This is a genomic window from Devosia salina (genome assembly GCF_019504385.1).
Classification (GTDB): Bacteria; Pseudomonadota; Alphaproteobacteria; order Rhizobiales; family Devosiaceae; genus Devosia; species Devosia salina.
This window is the reverse complement of record NZ_CP080590.1, coordinates 3,059,534-3,074,887: the sequence shown is the minus strand read 5'-3', so window position 1 is coordinate 3,074,887 and position 15,354 is coordinate 3,059,534. Positions and strand designations below refer to the sequence as shown.

Sequence of the window (15,354 nt, the reverse complement as noted above, 5' to 3'; positions counted from 1 at the left end):
TGAGAAGGATGGCAGGGCGCAAGGTCCTGCGACACAAAGCGATGACACGACAGGAAAAGAACGACACGTTCTTGCTGACCTCGTTCCTCTATGGGGGGAACGCCGACTACATCGAACAACTCTACTCCCGCTTCAAAACCGATCCTTCCAGCGTCGATCCGACCTGGTCGAGCTTCTTCTCCCGGCTCGATGACAGCCAGGCCGAGGCCCAGAAGAATGCCGAGGGCCCGAGCTGGGGCCGCAAGGACTGGCCGCCTGCTGAAGGCGGCGATCTGGTCAGCGCGCTCGACGGCGATTGGGGTCAGGCCGCACTCAAGGTCGAGAAGGCCGTGAGCAAGAAGGCCGCCGCGGAAGGCAAGCCGGCGCCGAGCGCCACCGATGTGCTGCAGGCCACGCGCGATTCGATCCGTGCCATCATGATGATCCGCGCCTATCGCATGCGCGGCCATTTGCATGCCGATCTCGATCCATTGAAGCTCAAGACCGACGAACCGGCGCCTGAGCTCGATCCCAAGAGCTATGGCTTCACCGACGCCGATTATGGCCGCAAGATCTTCATCGACAACTATCTGGGGCTCGAATACGCCACCATTCCCGAGATGCTGGCGATCCTGACGCGGACCTATTGCGGTACGCTGGGCATCGAGTTCATGCACATCTCCGATCCCGAGGCCAAGCAGTGGATCCAGGAGCGCATCGAGGGGCCGGACAAGGAAATCACCTTCACCCCCGAGGGCAAGAAGGCGATCCTTTCCAAGCTGGTCGAGGCGGAAGGCTTCGAGAAGTTCCTCGATGTCAAATATACCGGCACCAAGCGCTTTGGTCTTGATGGCGGCGAAGCCACCATTCCGGCGCTCGAGCAGATCATCAAGCGCGGCGGCGCGCTGGGCATCAAGGACATCGTCCTGGGCATGGCCCATCGTGGTCGCCTCAACGTGCTCACCCAGGTGATGCAGAAGCCGCATCGCGCCCTGTTCCACGAATTCAAGGGCGGCGCCTTCTATCCCGACGATGTCGAGGGTTCGGGTGACGTGAAGTACCATCTGGGTGCTTCTTCCGACCGCGATTTCGACGGCAACAAGGTGCACCTGTCGCTGACCGCCAACCCGTCGCATCTCGAGATCGTCGATCCGGTGGTGCTGGGCAAGTCCCGCGCCAAGCAGGACCAGCACATCGCGCCCGATGGCAAGCTCGTCAACATCGCCACCGATGGCAAGCCGGACCGGTCCATGGTGCTGCCGCTGCTGATCCATGGCGACGCCGCCTTTGCCGGGCAGGGCGTGATTGCCGAATGCCTGGGTCTGTCGGGCCTCAAGGGGCACCGGACCGGCGGGTCGATCCATTTCGTGATCAATAACCAGATCGGCTTCACCACTTCGCCGATGTATTCGCGCTCTTCGCCCTATCCCACCGATGTCGCCAAGATGATCGAGGCGCCGGTGCTGCATGTGAATGGCGACGATCCGGAGGCGGTGGTGTTCGCGGCCAAGGTCGCTGTCGAATACCGGCAGAAGTTCGGCCGGCCGGTCGTCATCGACATGTTCTGCTATCGCCGCTTCGGGCACAATGAGGGCGACGAGCCCAGCTTCACCCAGCCCACGATGTACGCCAAGATCCGCGGTCACAAGACGACCCTGGAACTCTATTCGGAGAAGCTGATCGGCGAGGGTCTGGTCACCCAGGCCGATGTCGACAAGCTCAAGGCTGACTGGAAGGCGCATCTGGAAGGCGAGTTCGAATCCGGCCAGGACTATCGCCCCAACAAGGCCGACTGGCTCGACGGGCAGTGGAAGAGCTTCAAGCCTGCCGAGGACGAAGGTCCGCGCCGCGGCGAGACCGGCGTTGCCCTCGACAAGCTGGTCGAGATCGGCACCAAGCTGACCAGGGTCCCGGAGGACTTCAACGTCCACAAGACCGTCAAGCGGTTCATGGACAATCGTCTGAGCGCCATCGAATCGGGCGAGGGCATCGACTGGGCCACGGCCGAGGCGCTGGCCTTCGGCACTCTGGTGACCGAGGGTCACCCGGTGCGCCTCTCCGGCCAGGATTGCGAACGCGGCACGTTCAGCCAGCGCCATTCGGTGCTCAACGACCAGCAGGTCGAGGCCAAGACCTATACGCCGCTCAACAATCTCGATCCAGACCAGGCCCGCTACGAGGTCATCAATTCGATGCTCTCGGAAGAAGCCGTGCTCGGTTTCGAATATGGCTACAGCCTGGCCGAGCCCAAGGCGCTGACCCTGTGGGAAGCCCAGTTCGGCGACTTCGTGAATGGTGCTCAGGTCGTCATCGACCAGTTCATCTCCTCGGGCGAGCGCAAGTGGTTCCGCATGTCGGGCCTGGTGATGCTCCTGCCGCATGGCTATGAAGGGCAGGGCCCCGAGCACTCCTCGGCGCGTCCCGAGCGCTTCCTGCAGCTATGCGCCGAAGACAATATGCAGGTCGCCAATTGCACCACGCCGGCCAATTATTTCCATGTGCTGCGCCGGCAGCTCAAGCGCGACTTCCGCAAGCCGCTGATCCTGATGACCCCCAAGAGCCTGTTGCGCCACAAGCGGGCGGTCTCGGGCCTGGTCGAGATGGGCCCTGATTCCTGCTTCCATCGCCTGCTCTGGGACGATGCCGAGGCGCCGGGCCTGCCCAAGACCACGATCAAGCTGGCTTCGGACGACAAGATCCGCCGCGTCGTGTTGTGTACCGGCAAGGTCTATTACGACCTTCTGGAAGACCGCGAGAAGAAGGGCATCAATGATGTCTATCTGCTGCGCGTCGAACAGCTCTACCCGTTCCCGGCCAAGGCGGTGCTCGACGAGCTGGGCCGCTTCCCCAATGCGGACGTGGTCTGGTGTCAGGAAGAGCCGCGCAATATGGGCGCCTGGGCCTTCATCCAGCCCTATGTGGAATGGGTGTTCGACCAGATGGGCCGCGGTGGCGAACGGGTGCGCTATGTCGGCCGTCCGGCAGCTGCTTCCCCGGCGACTGGCCTGATGCGCACGCATCTGGCGCAGCTCCAGGCATTCCTCGACGACGCGTTCGCGCAGTAACCCGACCAAGAAGGACAATTTTCAATGTCGACAGAAATCCGCGTCCCGACCCTGGGTGAAAGCGTTACCGAAGCAACCATCGGCCAGTGGTTCAAGAAGGTGGGCGACAGCGTCGCCGCCGATGAACCCATTGTCGAGCTCGAGACCGACAAGGTGACCATCGAAGTGCCGGCCCCTGCTGCCGGCGTGCTCGAGGCCATCGCGGCCCAGCCGGGCGAGACCGTCGATGTCGGTGCGCTGCTCGGCGCGATTGCCGCCGGGGCGGGCGCTGCCGCCGCCGCGCCGGCTGCGGCTCCGTCCGAGCCCAAGGTAGAGACCCCCGCCAACAATGCGGCGGGCCCTGAGGTGATCCAGACCGAGCCGGCGCCCCAGCCGACCACGGCCACCGATCGGGCGCCGGCCCCCTCGGCGCAGAAGCTGATCAATGAAAAGGGCCTCGACGCCGGCAATATCGCCGGCTCGGGCAAGGCCGGCCAGGTGCTCAAGGAAGATGTGCTGGCCACCCTGGCGCGTCCCGCACAGGCCGCCGCGCCTGCAGTGGCACAGGTCGCTCCTGCTGCGGCTCCGGCCGCCAAGCCCGCTGCACCGCGTGCTCCGGTGGCCGCCGACGATGCCGAGCGTGAGGAGCGGGTCAAGATGACCCGCCTGCGCCAGACCATCGCCCGCCGCCTGAAGGATGCGCAGAACACCGCCGCCATGCTGACCACCTTCAACGAGGTGGACATGAAGCCGGTGATGGACCTGCGCAATCAGTACAAGGAGCTGTTCGAGAAGAAGCACGGCGTCAAGCTGGGCTTCATGGGCTTCTTCACCAAGGCCGTCGTCCACGCCCTCAAGGAAATCCCGGCGGTCAATGCCGAGATCGATGGCGATGACCTGATCTACAAGCAATACGCCCATATCGGCGTGGCCGTGGGCACCGACAAGGGCCTGGTGGTGCCGGTGGTGCGCAATGCCGACCAGATGAGCATTGCCGAGATCGAGAAGGAAATCGGCAATCTGGGCAAGAAGGCCCGCGACGGCCAGCTCTCCATGGCCGACATGCAGGGCGGCACCTTCACCATCTCCAATGGTGGCGTCTATGGCTCGCTGATGTCGACGCCGATCCTCAATGCCCCGCAATCGGGCATTCTGGGCATGCACAAGATCCAGGAGCGTCCGGTTGTGGTCGGCGGTCAGATCGTCATCCGCCCGATGATGTATCTGGCGCTGAGCTACGATCACCGCATTGTCGATGGCAAGGAAGCCGTGACCTTCCTCGTCCGCGTCAAGGAAAGCCTGGAGGCGCCGGAGCGCCTGGTGCTCGACCTCTAAAAGTCGCCACAGTTCTGCGCTTGAAAGGCCCGCTTCGGCGGGCCTTTTTCATGCCTCACCAATTGGTGTGTGGAGCATGGTCCGCCGGTAAGGTTCCGTTAGCATTTGGCCTTGATACGCATGCAGCGTGGGCGCCGTTTCATTCTGGCTCTGGAGAATTTGGTGTTTCGAGCAAAGTTGGTTGCGGGTGCGGTCCTGTCGATGCTGGCCCTGCCGGCGGTGGCACAGGACACCACGGACAAAGCGCTCGTGGGCGAACTCATGGCCTTTCATGGCTCCAAGGCCATCGTCGATGTGATGACCACCCATTGCTACGAGACCACCGGGCTCGATACCGCCTACAAGGATGCGGCGGCCAATTGGTATCTGCGCAATGTCAGCTATCTTGATCTCGCGGACCGGGTCATCGCGCGGCTCGGCGGCGGTTCGGGCGAAGAGCGCAAGGCGGCCGAGACCTATGGCGGCAGCCAGATCATGACCGCCTATAACCAGGCCTCGGACAAGAACGTATTCTGCCGCGCCTTTCTCGAACAGGTGGAAAGCGGCGCGCTGGATATCGACCAGCAATTGCCCGGCGTGCTCAAGCGCGCGCAGGACATTTCCGCCTCCTGATGCGGGCCGCTTACGGCAAGGCCTTGCCACATCGCAGTTTTTGTTGATCCGAAGGGCAGGGCGCCACGTTGTTCGGGGCAAAGGAGTTGCCCATGAGCGTTGAACTGACCCTGCTTATCTGGAGCACCGTGCTGGCCTTCGCCTATCTGGGCGTCCAGTTGACGCTTTATCGCATCGACTACGGCGTCGAGCACGCCAATAGCCAGCGCGACCATGAGCGTCCGCCCAACAAATGGACAATGCGCGGGCAAAGAGCGCTCGCCAATTTTCTCGAAACCTATGGCATCTTCATCGCCCTGGCTGTCGCGACCGAAATGTCGGGCCGCTCCGATGGTCTCACCCAATGGGGCGCCCATATCTGGTTCTGGGCGCGCTGGGCCTATCTGCCGGCCTATTTCATCGACATCAACCAGATGCGCTCGCTGATCTGGACGATCTCGTTTCTGGGACTGGTGCTGATGTTTTTCGGCGTGGCGTTTTAGGCCCGGAATCATTCCAGGTTCGACGTTTGCCGCCCACCCCACCCTCGGTCCCTCCCCATCAAGGGGAGGGATGCAAAAGATCGAAGCGGCTGTGTTCATCGTCTCCCTCCCCCTTGTGGGGAGGGTAGCGTCGCTAGGCCGAAGGCCGTAGCAAAGCTAGGGTGGGGGGCTTGCCCAGCCTTCTCCAAGGTTATCTTGACCACAGCACACCCCCATGCCCATAGGGCAGGGGGACATAAGCTGCCCTGCGTTGCCCAGTGGCCCCGGCTGGTGTAACCGTTAGCCCGATATTTCGCGGCGGTGGCGACCTATGGACTTCCCCTGGTTCGAATTTCTCGGCCTGATGCTGGCTTTCGGCATCAATGCCGTCATTCCCGGTGCCGATTTCGCCATGGTGCTGCGCCAGTCGGTGGTCCATGGCCGCCGCGAGGCGCTGCTGACCTCGGCGGGCATTGCCACATCCATTCTGGTGCACGGCACCTATACGCTGCTCGGCGTCGGCGTGATCGTCGGGCAGTCGCTGCTGCTGTTCAACATCCTCAAATGGGCTGGCGCGGCCTATCTGGTCTGGCTTGCCATTGCGGCCCTGCGCAGCCCGCCGCCACAGCCGCCCGTGGTGGCCGAGGGCGCCGTGGCGCGCAAGGGCGACATGGCAGCCTTCGCGCTCGGCTTCCTCACCAATCTGCTCAATCCCAAGGCCGTGCTGTTCTTCCTGGCGCTCTTTACCTCGCTGGTGTCGATGCATACGGCGGGGCAGGTCAAGGTGATCTATGTGGGCAGCATGTCCCTCATGCTTTTTGCCTGGTTCGCATTGGTGTCGGTTTTCTTTACGACCCCTTCGGTGCGGCAGGGCTTTTTCCGCGTCGGCCGGTGGTTTAATCGGGTCACCGGCATTACATTCCTGGCGCTGGCTGTGCGTGTCGCACTCGCCCAGCAGCGCTGACACTCTCTGAGGCAAGAACAATGGCAGACCAATTCGACCTTACCATCATCGGCTCGGGCCCCGGCGGCTATGTCTGCGCAATTCGCGCGGCACAGCTGGGCATGAAGGTTGCCGTGGTGGAGAAATGGGCGACCCTTGGCGGCACCTGCCTCAATATCGGCTGCATCCCCTCCAAGGCGCTGCTGCATGCCTCCGAACTGTTCGAGGAAGCCGGCCATGGCTTCAAGGCGCTGGGCATCGATATCCCGGCGCCGCAGCTCAATCTCAAGCAGATGCAGAACCATCGCTCCGAGACCGTGGCCTCCAATGTCGGCGGTGTCGATTACCTCTTCAAGAAGAACAAGATCACCGTCTTCCGCGGCATCGGCTCGATCCCCTCAGCCGGCAAGGTGCTGGTGACGCCGCAGACCGGCGCCCAGACCGAGATCGCCACCAAGAACATCGTCATCGCCACCGGTTCGGTCTCGGCCAATCTGCCGGGCATCGAGATCGACGAGAAGCAGGTGGTGACCTCCACCGGCGCGCTGACGCTGGAAAAGGTCCCCAACCGCCTGGTCGTCATCGGCGCCGGCGTCATCGGCCTTGAGCTCGGTTCGGTCTGGATGCGCCTGGGCGCCCAGGTCACCGTGGTCGAATATCTCGACCGCATCCTTCCGGGCATGGATAGCGAAGTGGCCCGCCAGTTCCAGCGCATGCTGCAGAAGCAGGGCATGGAATTCAAGCTCTCGAGCAAGGTCGCTGGTGTCGACAAGCAGGAAGACGGCTCGCTCAAGGTTCGCGTGGAGCCCGCCAAGGGCGGCGAGGCCGAGGTGCTGGACGCCGATGTGGCGCTGGTCGCCATTGGCCGCAAGCCCTTCACCGAGGGCCTTGGCCTCGACCTCGCCGGCGTGGCGCTGGACGAGCGCGGCCGCGTGCGCGTCGATGGCCACTTCAAGAGCTCGGTCGATGGCATCTATGCCATCGGCGACGTCATTGCCGGCCCGATGCTGGCCCACAAGGCCGAGGACGAGGGCATTGCTGTCGCCGAAATCCTCGCCGGCCAGGCCGGCCATGTGAACTATTCCGCCATTCCGGCCGTGGTCTACACCAACCCGGAAGTCGCCTCCGTCGGCAAGACCGAGGACGAGCTCAAGGCCGAAGGCGTCAACTACAAGATCGGCAAGTTCCCCTTCACCGCCAATGGTCGCGCCAAGGCCATGCTGGCCACCCAGGGCTTCGTGAAGATCCTGGCTGATGTCGATACCGATCGCGTGCTGGGCGCGCATATCGTGGGCAAGAATGCCGGCGAGATGATCCATGAGCTGGTGACGCTGATGGAGTTCTCGGGTGCCTCGGAAGATCTCGCCCGCACGACCCACGCCCATCCGACCCTCAGCGAAGCCATTCGCGAGGCCGCGCTGTCGCTCGGCGACGGAGCCATTCACATTTAGGTTCAGAACCCGTTCATCAACGGGGTCCAGGACCCTGCCAGAATAATCCACAGCGAACCCCGGGCCATGGCCCGGGGTTTGTCATTGCGGCCGAAGGTCTTAGCTTATCCGCCAAAATTCATCATACAACATACGAGTTATTGTATGTTGACTTGTCACTTGAACTTCCATACCAGTTTTGCGCAAGGCTCGCCGATCGGCAAACGAAAAGACGGGCTGGCGGCAGGATTCCTGCCGTTCGGGCCGGTAGGGACCTAGAACACCCGGCCTTGAAGTCACATTGGGAGGACAACCATGTTTCATCTGCCTAAGATGGCGGCTGCTGCCGTCGTCGCATCCACGCTTATGGTTTCGGCCGCCAGCGCCCAGACGGTGCTGCGCTCGTCCGATACCCATCCCGACGGCTATCCCACTGTTGAAGCAGTGAAAAAGTTCGGCGAGCTGCTCTCCGAAAAGACCAATGGCCAGTATTCGGTGGAAGTGTTCCACTCGGCCCAGCTTGGCCAGGAAGCCGATACGATCGAGCAGACCCAGTTCGGCGTGATCGATCTCAACCGCATTTCCATCGGTGCCTTCGGCACTCAGGTGCCCGAGGCCACCGTCACCCAGCTGCCGTTCATCTTCCGCTCGGCGGAACACTTCCACAACGTGCTCGATGGCCCGATCGGCGAGGAAATCCTGGCAGCCTTCGAGTCCGTGGACGTGATTGCGCTGGCCTATTACGACGGCGGCGCGCGCTCGTTCTACAACAGCCAGAAGCCGATCAATTCGCCCGCCGACATGGAAGGCCTCAAGTTCCGCGTCATGGGCTCGGACATCTTCGTGGACATGGTTGGCGCCCTGGGCGGCAACGCCACCCCGATGCCCTATGGCGAAGTCTATTCAAGCATCCAGACCGGCGTTATCGACGGCGCTGAAAACAATTATCCCAGCTATGATACCGCCGGTCACGCGGAAGTCGCCCAGTTCTACTCGCTCGACGAACACCTGATGGTGCCCGAAGTGCTGGTGGTCTCCAAGATCGTCTGGGATGGCCTCAGCCCCGAAGTGCAGCAGGCCATGCGCGACGCGGCCAAGGAATCGGTCGCCTATCAGCGCGAGCTCTGGGCCGCCAAGGAAGTCGAATCCAAGGCCAAGGTCGAAGCCATGGGCGTCAAGATCAACGAAGTCGACAAGCAGCCTTTCATCGATGCGATGAAGCCGGTCTACGACAAGTATGTCACCGATCCCAAGCTCCAGGACCTGGTGGCCCGCATCCAGGCCACTGAAGGCTGATGCAGCATTCCGGGCCGACCCCGCGCCGGCCCGGTCTTGCTTCCAAGGAGAATGAGACGATGAAGAACGGGCTGCTGGCGGCAAGCCGGGTGCTGGGCAGGATATCGACCCTGGCCCTGTGGATTGCCGGAACCGGGCTTGTGGCGATGACCATCATCGTCGCCTACCAGGTCTATATGCGCTACGTCGTCAACGCCTCCCCGTCCTGGACGGAAGGCGGATCGATCATGATCATGAGCTGGTTCATCTTCCTGGGTGCGGCGGTTGGCGTGCGCGAGAAATTCCACATGGGTTTCGACGTGCTGCTCTATGCCCTGCCTCCGGCGGCCAAACCCTGGCTGCGCAGCATCAGCGATATCGCCATCTTCGCCTTTGCCTTCGGCATGATCTTTTATGGTGGTGAATTGGCCATTCGTGGCGCCAGCGTCCGTATTCCGGTGCTGGGCTTGCCGCAGACCTTCACCTATCTCCCCATCGTGGTTTCGGGCGTCCTGATCTGCCTGTTCGTTCTTGAGCGCATGGCGCTGCGACTGGCAGGAGAACCTGTCGACGCCGACGCCACCGACCCGACCGTTTCCGAGGCCTGATCGCTATGGAATATTGGATTCTCTTTGGCGTGTTCGGCCTGCTCATGGTCGTGGGCACGCCCATTGCCTTCTCGCTCGGCATCGCCAGCTTTGCCACCATCGTCTATATCGGCCGGCCTCCGGTGGTTGTGTTCCAGCAACTGACCTCGGGCGTGTCGCCCTTTACTCTGCTGGCCATTCCGTTCTTCATCTTTGCCGGGGACCTGATGATGCGCGGCGGTATTGCCGCGCGGATCATCGCCTTTGCCGGTGCCGTGGTTGGTCACATTCGCGGCGGGTTGGGGCAGGTCAATGTCCTGGCCTCGACTCTTTTCGGCGGCATTTCCGGTTCCGCCGTGGCCGAGGCGGCTGCCGTGGGCGGCATCATGATCCCTCAAATGAAGGCGCGTGGTTATGGCGCCGACTATGCGGTCAATGTGACCTCGATGGCGGCCCTGATCGCCCTCCTGCTGCCGCCGAGCCACAACATGATCATCTATTCGCTCTCCGGTGGCGGGCGCATCTCGATTGCGGATCTGTTCACCGCCGGTGTCATCCCCGGACTGTTGCTGGCGCTGGCGCTGATGATCACTGCCTATGTCGTGGCGCGGCGCCGTGGTTATCCCACCGAACCCTTTCCCGGCTTTTCCAAGGCCATCCAGTATTTCCTCATTTCCATTCCGGGCCTGCTGCTCATTGCCATCATCTTTGGCGGCGTGCGCTCGGGCATCTTCACGGCCACTGAAAGTTCCTGCATCGCGGTCATCTATGCGTTCCTGGTGACGCTTCTGATCTACCGCACCATGAACTGGTCCACTTTCGTGCATTGCGTCTCAGGCGCGGTACGCACCACGGCCATGGTGCTGTTCATCATCGGCGCGGCGGCTTCGTTTGGCTGGCTGATGGCCTATCTCAAGGTCGCGCCGATCCTGACCGAATTCGTCGGCCAGCTCACCAGCGATCCGCTGATGGTGCTCCTGCTCATCAATGTGCTGCTCCTGATCCTGGGCACCTTCATGGACATGGGGCCGCTCATTATCATCACCACGCCCATCTTCCTGCCCATGGTCACCAGCTTCGGCGTCGATCCGGTGCATTTCGGCGTCATCATGATCCTCAATCTGGGCATCGGGCTCAACACCCCACCGCTCGGGCCGGTGCAGTTCGTGGCTGCCGCCGTGGGCAAGATTTCCATCTGGGCCGCCATGCGCAGCGTCTGGCCATTCTACCTGGCCGGCCTGATCGTGCTCGGGCTCGTGACCTATGTTCCGGCCCTGTCGCTGTGGCTTCCGAGCGTGTTCCGGTGACGTCATGGCCCTGATTGACGACTTCCCCCCCGCCCGCAAACCCAAGCTTGCCGAAATGGTCGTCGATGCGCTGCGCAAGCGCATCGGGGCTGGCGAGTTCGGGCCGGGCGAGAAGCTGCCGACCGAAAGCCAGCTCACCACCCATTTTGGTGTCAGCCGCACGGTGGTGCGCGAGGCCATAGCGGCGCTGGCCGCCGATGGCATGGTGCAACCGCGCCAGGGCGCCGGCGTCTTTGTCATGGCGCAGGCGAGTTCTCCCTTCAGCGCCATTGCGGGGGAGCGTTCGAACAAGATTTCGGTCGCGCTCAATGTGCTCGAGGTGCGCATGGGCATCGAGATCGAAAGTGCCGGCCTTGCGGCGCAGCGCCACAGCACCAGCCAGGTCGCCGCGATCCAGGAGGCGTGGAACGAGTTCGGGCGCCTGATGAAACTGGGCAATCCCACCGGCAAGACCGATTTTGCCTTTCATCGCGCCATCGCGGCGTCCACCAATAATCCCTTCTATCTCGAAGTGCTGGACGCCTTGGGGAGCCGCACCATTCCGTGCGACGTGGCCTCGCCCTGGGGCACCGAGAGCGTGCTCACTTACGAATACCAGGTGGGCCTGCATGAAGAGCATCGCCGTATCCTCACCGCCATCGCGGCCCGCGACGCGGACGGCGCGCGCGAGGCGATGCGCGAGCATCTTTCGCGCAGCCAGGAGCGCTATCGCAGCCGCCTGGCTGAACAGAGCCAGACGAACTAGGACCAGCCCATGACCACCGATTTCGACATTCGCTTCGCCATCGACCCCAGCACCGCTGCGGCCATGGGCACGGACGAATTGCGCGACAACTTCCTGATCGATGATCTGTTCGTGCCAGGGCAGGTGCGCTGGACCTATACGCATTATGATCGCATGGCCGTTGGGGGCGCGGTGCCCGGTGGCGGGGCGCTGCCGCTCGAAGCGATCAAGCCCACCGGCACCGCCAACTTCCTTGATCGGCGCGAGCTGATCGCCGTCAATATCGGCGAGGCCGGAGCAATCTCGGTCGATGGCACAGACCATGCGGTGGGCCCGCGCGACATGCTCTATATCGGCATGGGCGCCAGCGATGTCCGCTTTGCCGGTGAGGGCGCCAAGTTCTATCTGCTCAGCGCTCCGGCGCACGCCAGCTATCCCACCACGCTCCTGCAGAAAGCCAATGCCAAGCGGCTGGACCTGGGCAGTAACGAAACCGCCAATGAGCGCTCGATCTTCCAGTATGTGAATGCCGACAGCGTCAAGACATGCCAACTGGTGGTCGGGCTTACCCAGTTCGCGCCTGGTTCGGTGTGGAACACCATGCCCGCCCATGTCCATGACCGCCGCATGGAGGCCTATCTCTATTTCGATCTCAAGCCCGATGCCTTTGTCGTCCACCTTATGGGGGAGCCGGACGAAAGCCGGCACCTGATCGTGCGCAACGAGCAGGCGATCCTCTCCCCGCCCTGGTCGATCCATTGTGGCGCCGGTACTGGCGCCTACACCTTCATCTGGGCGATGGCCGGCGACAATGTCGACTATACCGATGTCGAGAAGGTCGAAATGCAGGACCTGCGCTGATGGATCTCGGCGCCTTTTCCCTCGCTGGCAGGACCATCATGGTCACCGGTGCTAATACCGGTATCGGGCAGGGCATTGCCCTTTCCATCGGCCGGGCCGGCGGCAAGGTCATCGGCGTCGGCCGATCCTCGATGGAAGAAACTGCCGCGCTGATGGCGGGGCAGGGTGCCGATTTTGTCGAGCTGCGTGCCGACCTCGGGTCCACCAGGGACGCGCAGGCCATGTTTGACGGGGCATGGAACGAGCACGGGCCGATTGATGGCCTGGTCAACAATGCCGGCATTATCAAGCGCGTCGATGCGGTGGAATTCACCGAGGCGGACTGGGACGCGGTGATGGATATCAATCTCAAGACGATGTTCTTTCTCTGCCAGTCGCTCGGGCGAAAGGCCATCGCTGCCGAGCGTCCTGCGCGGATCGTCAACATTGCCTCGATGCTCAGCTTCCAGGGTGGTATCCGGGTGGCCAGCTATACGGCGTCAAAAAGCGGCGTGCTGGGCATTACGCGGCTGCTCGCCAATGAGTGGGCGGCCAAAGGTATCAATGTGAATGCGGTCGCGCCGGGCTATATCGAAACCAACAATACGGAAGCCTTGCGCAACGATGCCGATCGGTCTGCCGCCATTCTCGGGCGCATCCCGGCCGGACGCTGGGGTGTGCCGTCCGACATTGGCGACGCGGCGGTCTTCCTGCTCGCGCCCGCTTCCAACTACATGCACGGTGCCGTCATCCCGGTCGATGGCGGTTGGCTTGCGAGGTGATGATATGACCGAACAACAATATTTCGCGCAGCCTGATGCCACCGAATGGACCACGCTTGGGCCGGGCAACACCCGCCGGGTACTGATCCACACGCCCGAATTGATGCAGGTGGAGTTTGGCTTCGACAAGGGCGCTGTCGGCGCGCCGCACAGCCACCCGCATATCCAGGTCAGCTATGTGGCCGAGGGCAGTTTCGAAGTGACCATCGACGGAGTGACCCAAGTGGTGGGGCAGGGCGGCAGCTTCATCGTTCCCTCGGGCTTCGTGCACAGCGTCGTAGCGCTGGAAAAGGGCCGGCTGGTGGATGTGTTCACGCCGCACAGGGCCGATTTTCTCTAGTCGATTTCGGCAAGCATGGCGGCATAGGCGTCGTGGTGACGGCCGGACCAGTTTGGTTTTCCCGGCATTGTCAGCCTGCCCCGGCGCGGCGGGATGAAGCTTTGGATGCTGCGAACGGGGTCGTCCCGCCATTGCAGGTTGAAGGCTGCGAACTTGGGGAAGAACTCTATATCGGAATAGGGCAAGTGATCGTGTATCCACCAGGCCAAGGCTTCCCAGTCCCCGGTGCGCTCGTAATAGGGGATGAAGCGATTGACGATCACGCAGGCCGTGGCGCCCATCCTGCCCTCGGCATCGCGCCGGTCCCAGATATGGCCGGCGAAGTTCTTTTCGTTGGTGGCGCAGTTGAGCTTATTGGCATTGCCAAAGCCGTTGACCTCGGGCGAGCGATAGGCCGAGCGCACCGAGATGCGGCCGAAACGCGCCTGCAGCGGCTCGAGCAGGTCCTCGCACAGGCGCCGGCCGGCTGCAATGGCAAGGTCCGGATCGTCTGGCAGATTGGCGAACCCATTGATCGCGGCAATCTCGGAATAGAGAAAGTCGCGCATGAAGAAGCTGTCGCTCAAACGAACGCGACCGAACTCTTCAAGGGCTCGGACAGTGCGGGGCTGGCGCATGGGGCTTGTTTCCGCGTCGGGGGACAGGCAGATGGTGGAGACGTAACGTTCGCCACGCAACCCGGTTTCGACGCGGAGGAAGCCTGCCATGCTGCTCATCGCCTTCTACATCGCCATAGCGGCCGAAGCGATGACCGCCGCCCTGGCAGCGGGACGGCGCAACATGGACTGGTTCGGGGTCTGCCTCATCGCCTGCGTCACCGCGCTGGGCGGTGGAACCATGCGCGACATCTTCCTCGATCACTATCCGCTCGTGTGGGTGGAAAATCCTTATGTGCTGCTGCTGGTGTGCGGTGCGGCGCTGATCACCATTCCGCTGGCGCGGCTGGTGGATCGTCTGCGTTGGCCGTTCCTGCTGCTCGATGCGCTGGGCCTGGTTGTCTTCACCGTCATCGGCTGCAATATCGGCATAGAGGCGGGTGTGCATCCGATCATCGTCATTGTCGCGGGCATGGTCACCGGGACGGCGGGTGGCGTATTGCGCGACGTGCTCTGCAACGACATTCCGCTGATCTTCCAAGGCGAGCTCTATGCCACCGTGTCGCTGGTGACCGGGGTAATCTACTATCTCGGCCTGATGGGCGGGTTGCCGATCAACCTCATGGTGATCGTTGCCATCGCCATTGGCTTCACGCTGCGCGTGTTGGCCATCGCCTTCAAATGGGAAATGCCCAAATTCGTCTACGATCGGGAGATGCGTAAATGAGGCCGGTGCGGATTGTCTTGTCGCGACGCGGGGGCTTTGATCTGCAGGCCATCTCGCACGCCATCAATGGACTCCCCGCCCAGTCGGTGGCGCGACCCGGGCCGTGGGGCAATCCCTTCACCATCGATACGGTCATGGCCGAGACGGGCCTCGACAAGGATGCCGCCCAGGCCGAGGCGGTGTCGCGCTACGGGCGCTGGATGCGGGGCGAGATCGAGGCTGACCGGCCGCGTCCGACCCTGGACGAAATTCGCGCCAGCCTTCGAGGCAAGAACCTCGCCTGCTGGTGCCGCGAGGGCTCGCCCTGCCACGTCGATACCCTGCTCACACTGGCCAATGATTAAGGCTTCCCGCCCGTTGGCGGATATGGCA

At 62.6% G+C, this 15,354-nt stretch carries 16 protein-coding genes; 15 read left to right on the top strand and 1 reads right to left on the bottom strand.

Annotated elements, in window-relative coordinates; all coding sequences use genetic code 11:
- The first annotated feature begins 41 nt into the window (after positions 1-41).
- The 13 genes from K1X15_RS15110 to K1X15_RS15050 all read left to right on the top strand — a co-directional run bounded on the left by K1X15_RS15110 (position 42) and on the right by K1X15_RS15050 (position 13,659).
- Positions 42-3,044 (top strand): 2-oxoglutarate dehydrogenase E1 component, encoded by a 3,003-nt coding sequence (locus K1X15_RS15110; protein ID WP_220304438.1) that lies wholly within the window; start codon positions 42-44, stop codon positions 3,042-3,044.
- Positions 3,045-3,068: 24 nt separating this feature from the next.
- Positions 3,069-4,358, top strand: coding sequence for a 2-oxoglutarate dehydrogenase complex dihydrolipoyllysine-residue succinyltransferase (odhB, locus tag K1X15_RS15105; RefSeq protein ID WP_220304437.1), 1,290 nt, complete (start codon positions 3,069-3,071; stop codon positions 4,356-4,358).
- A gap of 162 nt (positions 4,359-4,520) precedes the next feature.
- The gene (locus K1X15_RS15100) at positions 4,521-4,970 is read left to right on the top strand and encodes a hypothetical protein (RefSeq protein WP_220304436.1); all 450 of its coding nucleotides are present in this window, start codon (positions 4,521-4,523) and stop codon (positions 4,968-4,970) included.
- A gap of 92 nt (positions 4,971-5,062) precedes the next feature.
- Positions 5,063-5,452 (top strand): MAPEG family protein, encoded by a 390-nt coding sequence (locus tag K1X15_RS15095; RefSeq protein WP_220304435.1) that lies wholly within the window; start codon positions 5,063-5,065, stop codon positions 5,450-5,452.
- 310 nt (positions 5,453-5,762) lie between these two features.
- On the top strand, positions 5,763-6,395 hold the full coding sequence (locus K1X15_RS15090; protein ID WP_220304434.1) for a LysE family translocator: 633 nt from the start codon (positions 5,763-5,765) through the stop codon (positions 6,393-6,395).
- Positions 6,396-6,415: 20 nt separating this feature from the next.
- The gene (gene lpdA / locus K1X15_RS15085; RefSeq protein ID WP_220304433.1) at positions 6,416-7,825 is read left to right on the top strand and encodes a dihydrolipoyl dehydrogenase; all 1,410 of its coding nucleotides are present in this window, start codon (positions 6,416-6,418) and stop codon (positions 7,823-7,825) included.
- A gap of 294 nt (positions 7,826-8,119) precedes the next feature.
- Positions 8,120-9,100 carry a TRAP transporter substrate-binding protein gene (locus K1X15_RS15080; protein ID WP_220304432.1) on the top strand — a complete coding sequence of 327 codons (981 nt, stop codon included), beginning with the start codon at positions 8,120-8,122 and terminating at the stop codon, positions 9,098-9,100.
- 59 nt (positions 9,101-9,159) lie between these two features.
- The gene (locus K1X15_RS15075; protein ID WP_220304431.1) at positions 9,160-9,687 is read left to right on the top strand and encodes a TRAP transporter small permease; all 528 of its coding nucleotides are present in this window, start codon (positions 9,160-9,162) and stop codon (positions 9,685-9,687) included.
- Positions 9,688-9,692: 5 nt separating this feature from the next.
- On the top strand, positions 9,693-10,973 hold the full coding sequence (locus K1X15_RS15070; RefSeq protein ID WP_220304430.1) for a TRAP transporter large permease: 1,281 nt from the start codon (positions 9,693-9,695) through the stop codon (positions 10,971-10,973).
- Between the two features lie 4 nt (positions 10,974-10,977).
- Complete coding sequence (locus K1X15_RS15065; protein WP_220304429.1) at positions 10,978-11,718, top strand: FadR/GntR family transcriptional regulator; 741 nt, start codon at positions 10,978-10,980, stop codon at positions 11,716-11,718.
- A gap of 9 nt (positions 11,719-11,727) precedes the next feature.
- Positions 11,728-12,558: a 5-dehydro-4-deoxy-D-glucuronate isomerase gene (kduI, locus tag K1X15_RS15060; protein WP_220304428.1), complete on the top strand. Its 831-nt coding sequence runs from the start codon at positions 11,728-11,730 to the stop codon at positions 12,556-12,558.
- The gene (gene kduD / locus K1X15_RS15055) at positions 12,558-13,319 is read left to right on the top strand and encodes a 2-dehydro-3-deoxy-D-gluconate 5-dehydrogenase KduD (protein WP_220304427.1); all 762 of its coding nucleotides are present in this window, start codon (positions 12,558-12,560) and stop codon (positions 13,317-13,319) included. Before kduI ends, kduD begins: the two co-directional genes overlap by 1 nt.
- A 4-nt stretch (positions 13,320-13,323) precedes the next feature.
- Positions 13,324-13,659: a cupin domain-containing protein gene (locus tag K1X15_RS15050; RefSeq protein ID WP_240549510.1), complete on the top strand. Its 336-nt coding sequence runs from the start codon at positions 13,324-13,326 to the stop codon at positions 13,657-13,659.
- On the opposite strand, the gene K1X15_RS15045 is transcribed toward K1X15_RS15050, so the two are convergent.
- A complete protein-coding gene (locus K1X15_RS15045) occupies positions 13,656-14,276 on the bottom strand; it encodes a hypothetical protein (RefSeq protein ID WP_220307564.1) in 621 nt (206 codons plus the stop codon). The genes K1X15_RS15050 and K1X15_RS15045 overlap by 4 nt on opposite strands.
- A gap of 88 nt (positions 14,277-14,364) precedes the next feature.
- Here K1X15_RS15045 and K1X15_RS15040 point away from each other — a divergent pair, with 88 nt between their 5' ends.
- Positions 14,365-14,982: a trimeric intracellular cation channel family protein gene (locus K1X15_RS15040; protein WP_220304425.1), complete on the top strand. Its 618-nt coding sequence runs from the start codon at positions 14,365-14,367 to the stop codon at positions 14,980-14,982.
- Complete coding sequence (locus K1X15_RS15035) at positions 14,979-15,326, top strand: DUF4326 domain-containing protein (RefSeq protein ID WP_220304424.1); 348 nt, start codon at positions 14,979-14,981, stop codon at positions 15,324-15,326. Before K1X15_RS15040 ends, K1X15_RS15035 begins: the two co-directional genes overlap by 4 nt.
- The last annotated feature ends 28 nt before the right edge of the window (positions 15,327-15,354 follow it).

Coding starts and splice junctions, on each gene's coding strand:
- K1X15_RS15110 (WP_220304438.1), top strand. CDS start 42: ATGACACGACAGGAAAAGAACGACACGTTCTTGCTGACCTCGTTCCTC.
- odhB (WP_220304437.1), top strand. CDS start 3,069: ATGTCGACAGAAATCCGCGTCCCGACCCTGGGTGAAAGCGTTACCGAA.
- K1X15_RS15095 (WP_220304435.1), top strand. CDS start 5,063: ATGAGCGTTGAACTGACCCTGCTTATCTGGAGCACCGTGCTGGCCTTC.
- K1X15_RS15090 (WP_220304434.1), top strand. CDS start 5,763: ATGGACTTCCCCTGGTTCGAATTTCTCGGCCTGATGCTGGCTTTCGGC.
- lpdA (WP_220304433.1), top strand. CDS start 6,416: ATGGCAGACCAATTCGACCTTACCATCATCGGCTCGGGCCCCGGCGGC.
- K1X15_RS15080 (WP_220304432.1), top strand. CDS start 8,120: ATGTTTCATCTGCCTAAGATGGCGGCTGCTGCCGTCGTCGCATCCACG.
- K1X15_RS15075 (WP_220304431.1), top strand. CDS start 9,160: ATGAAGAACGGGCTGCTGGCGGCAAGCCGGGTGCTGGGCAGGATATCG.
- K1X15_RS15070 (WP_220304430.1), top strand. CDS start 9,693: ATGGAATATTGGATTCTCTTTGGCGTGTTCGGCCTGCTCATGGTCGTG.
- K1X15_RS15065 (WP_220304429.1), top strand. CDS start 10,978: ATGGCCCTGATTGACGACTTCCCCCCCGCCCGCAAACCCAAGCTTGCC.
- kduI (WP_220304428.1), top strand. CDS start 11,728: ATGACCACCGATTTCGACATTCGCTTCGCCATCGACCCCAGCACCGCT.
- kduD (WP_220304427.1), top strand. CDS start 12,558: ATGGATCTCGGCGCCTTTTCCCTCGCTGGCAGGACCATCATGGTCACC.
- K1X15_RS15050 (WP_240549510.1), top strand. CDS start 13,324: ATGACCGAACAACAATATTTCGCGCAGCCTGATGCCACCGAATGGACC.
- K1X15_RS15045 (WP_220307564.1), bottom strand. CDS start 14,276: ATGCGCCAGCCCCGCACTGTCCGAGCCCTTGAAGAGTTCGGTCGCGTT.
- K1X15_RS15040 (WP_220304425.1), top strand. CDS start 14,365: ATGCTGCTCATCGCCTTCTACATCGCCATAGCGGCCGAAGCGATGACC.
- K1X15_RS15035 (WP_220304424.1), top strand. CDS start 14,979: ATGAGGCCGGTGCGGATTGTCTTGTCGCGACGCGGGGGCTTTGATCTG.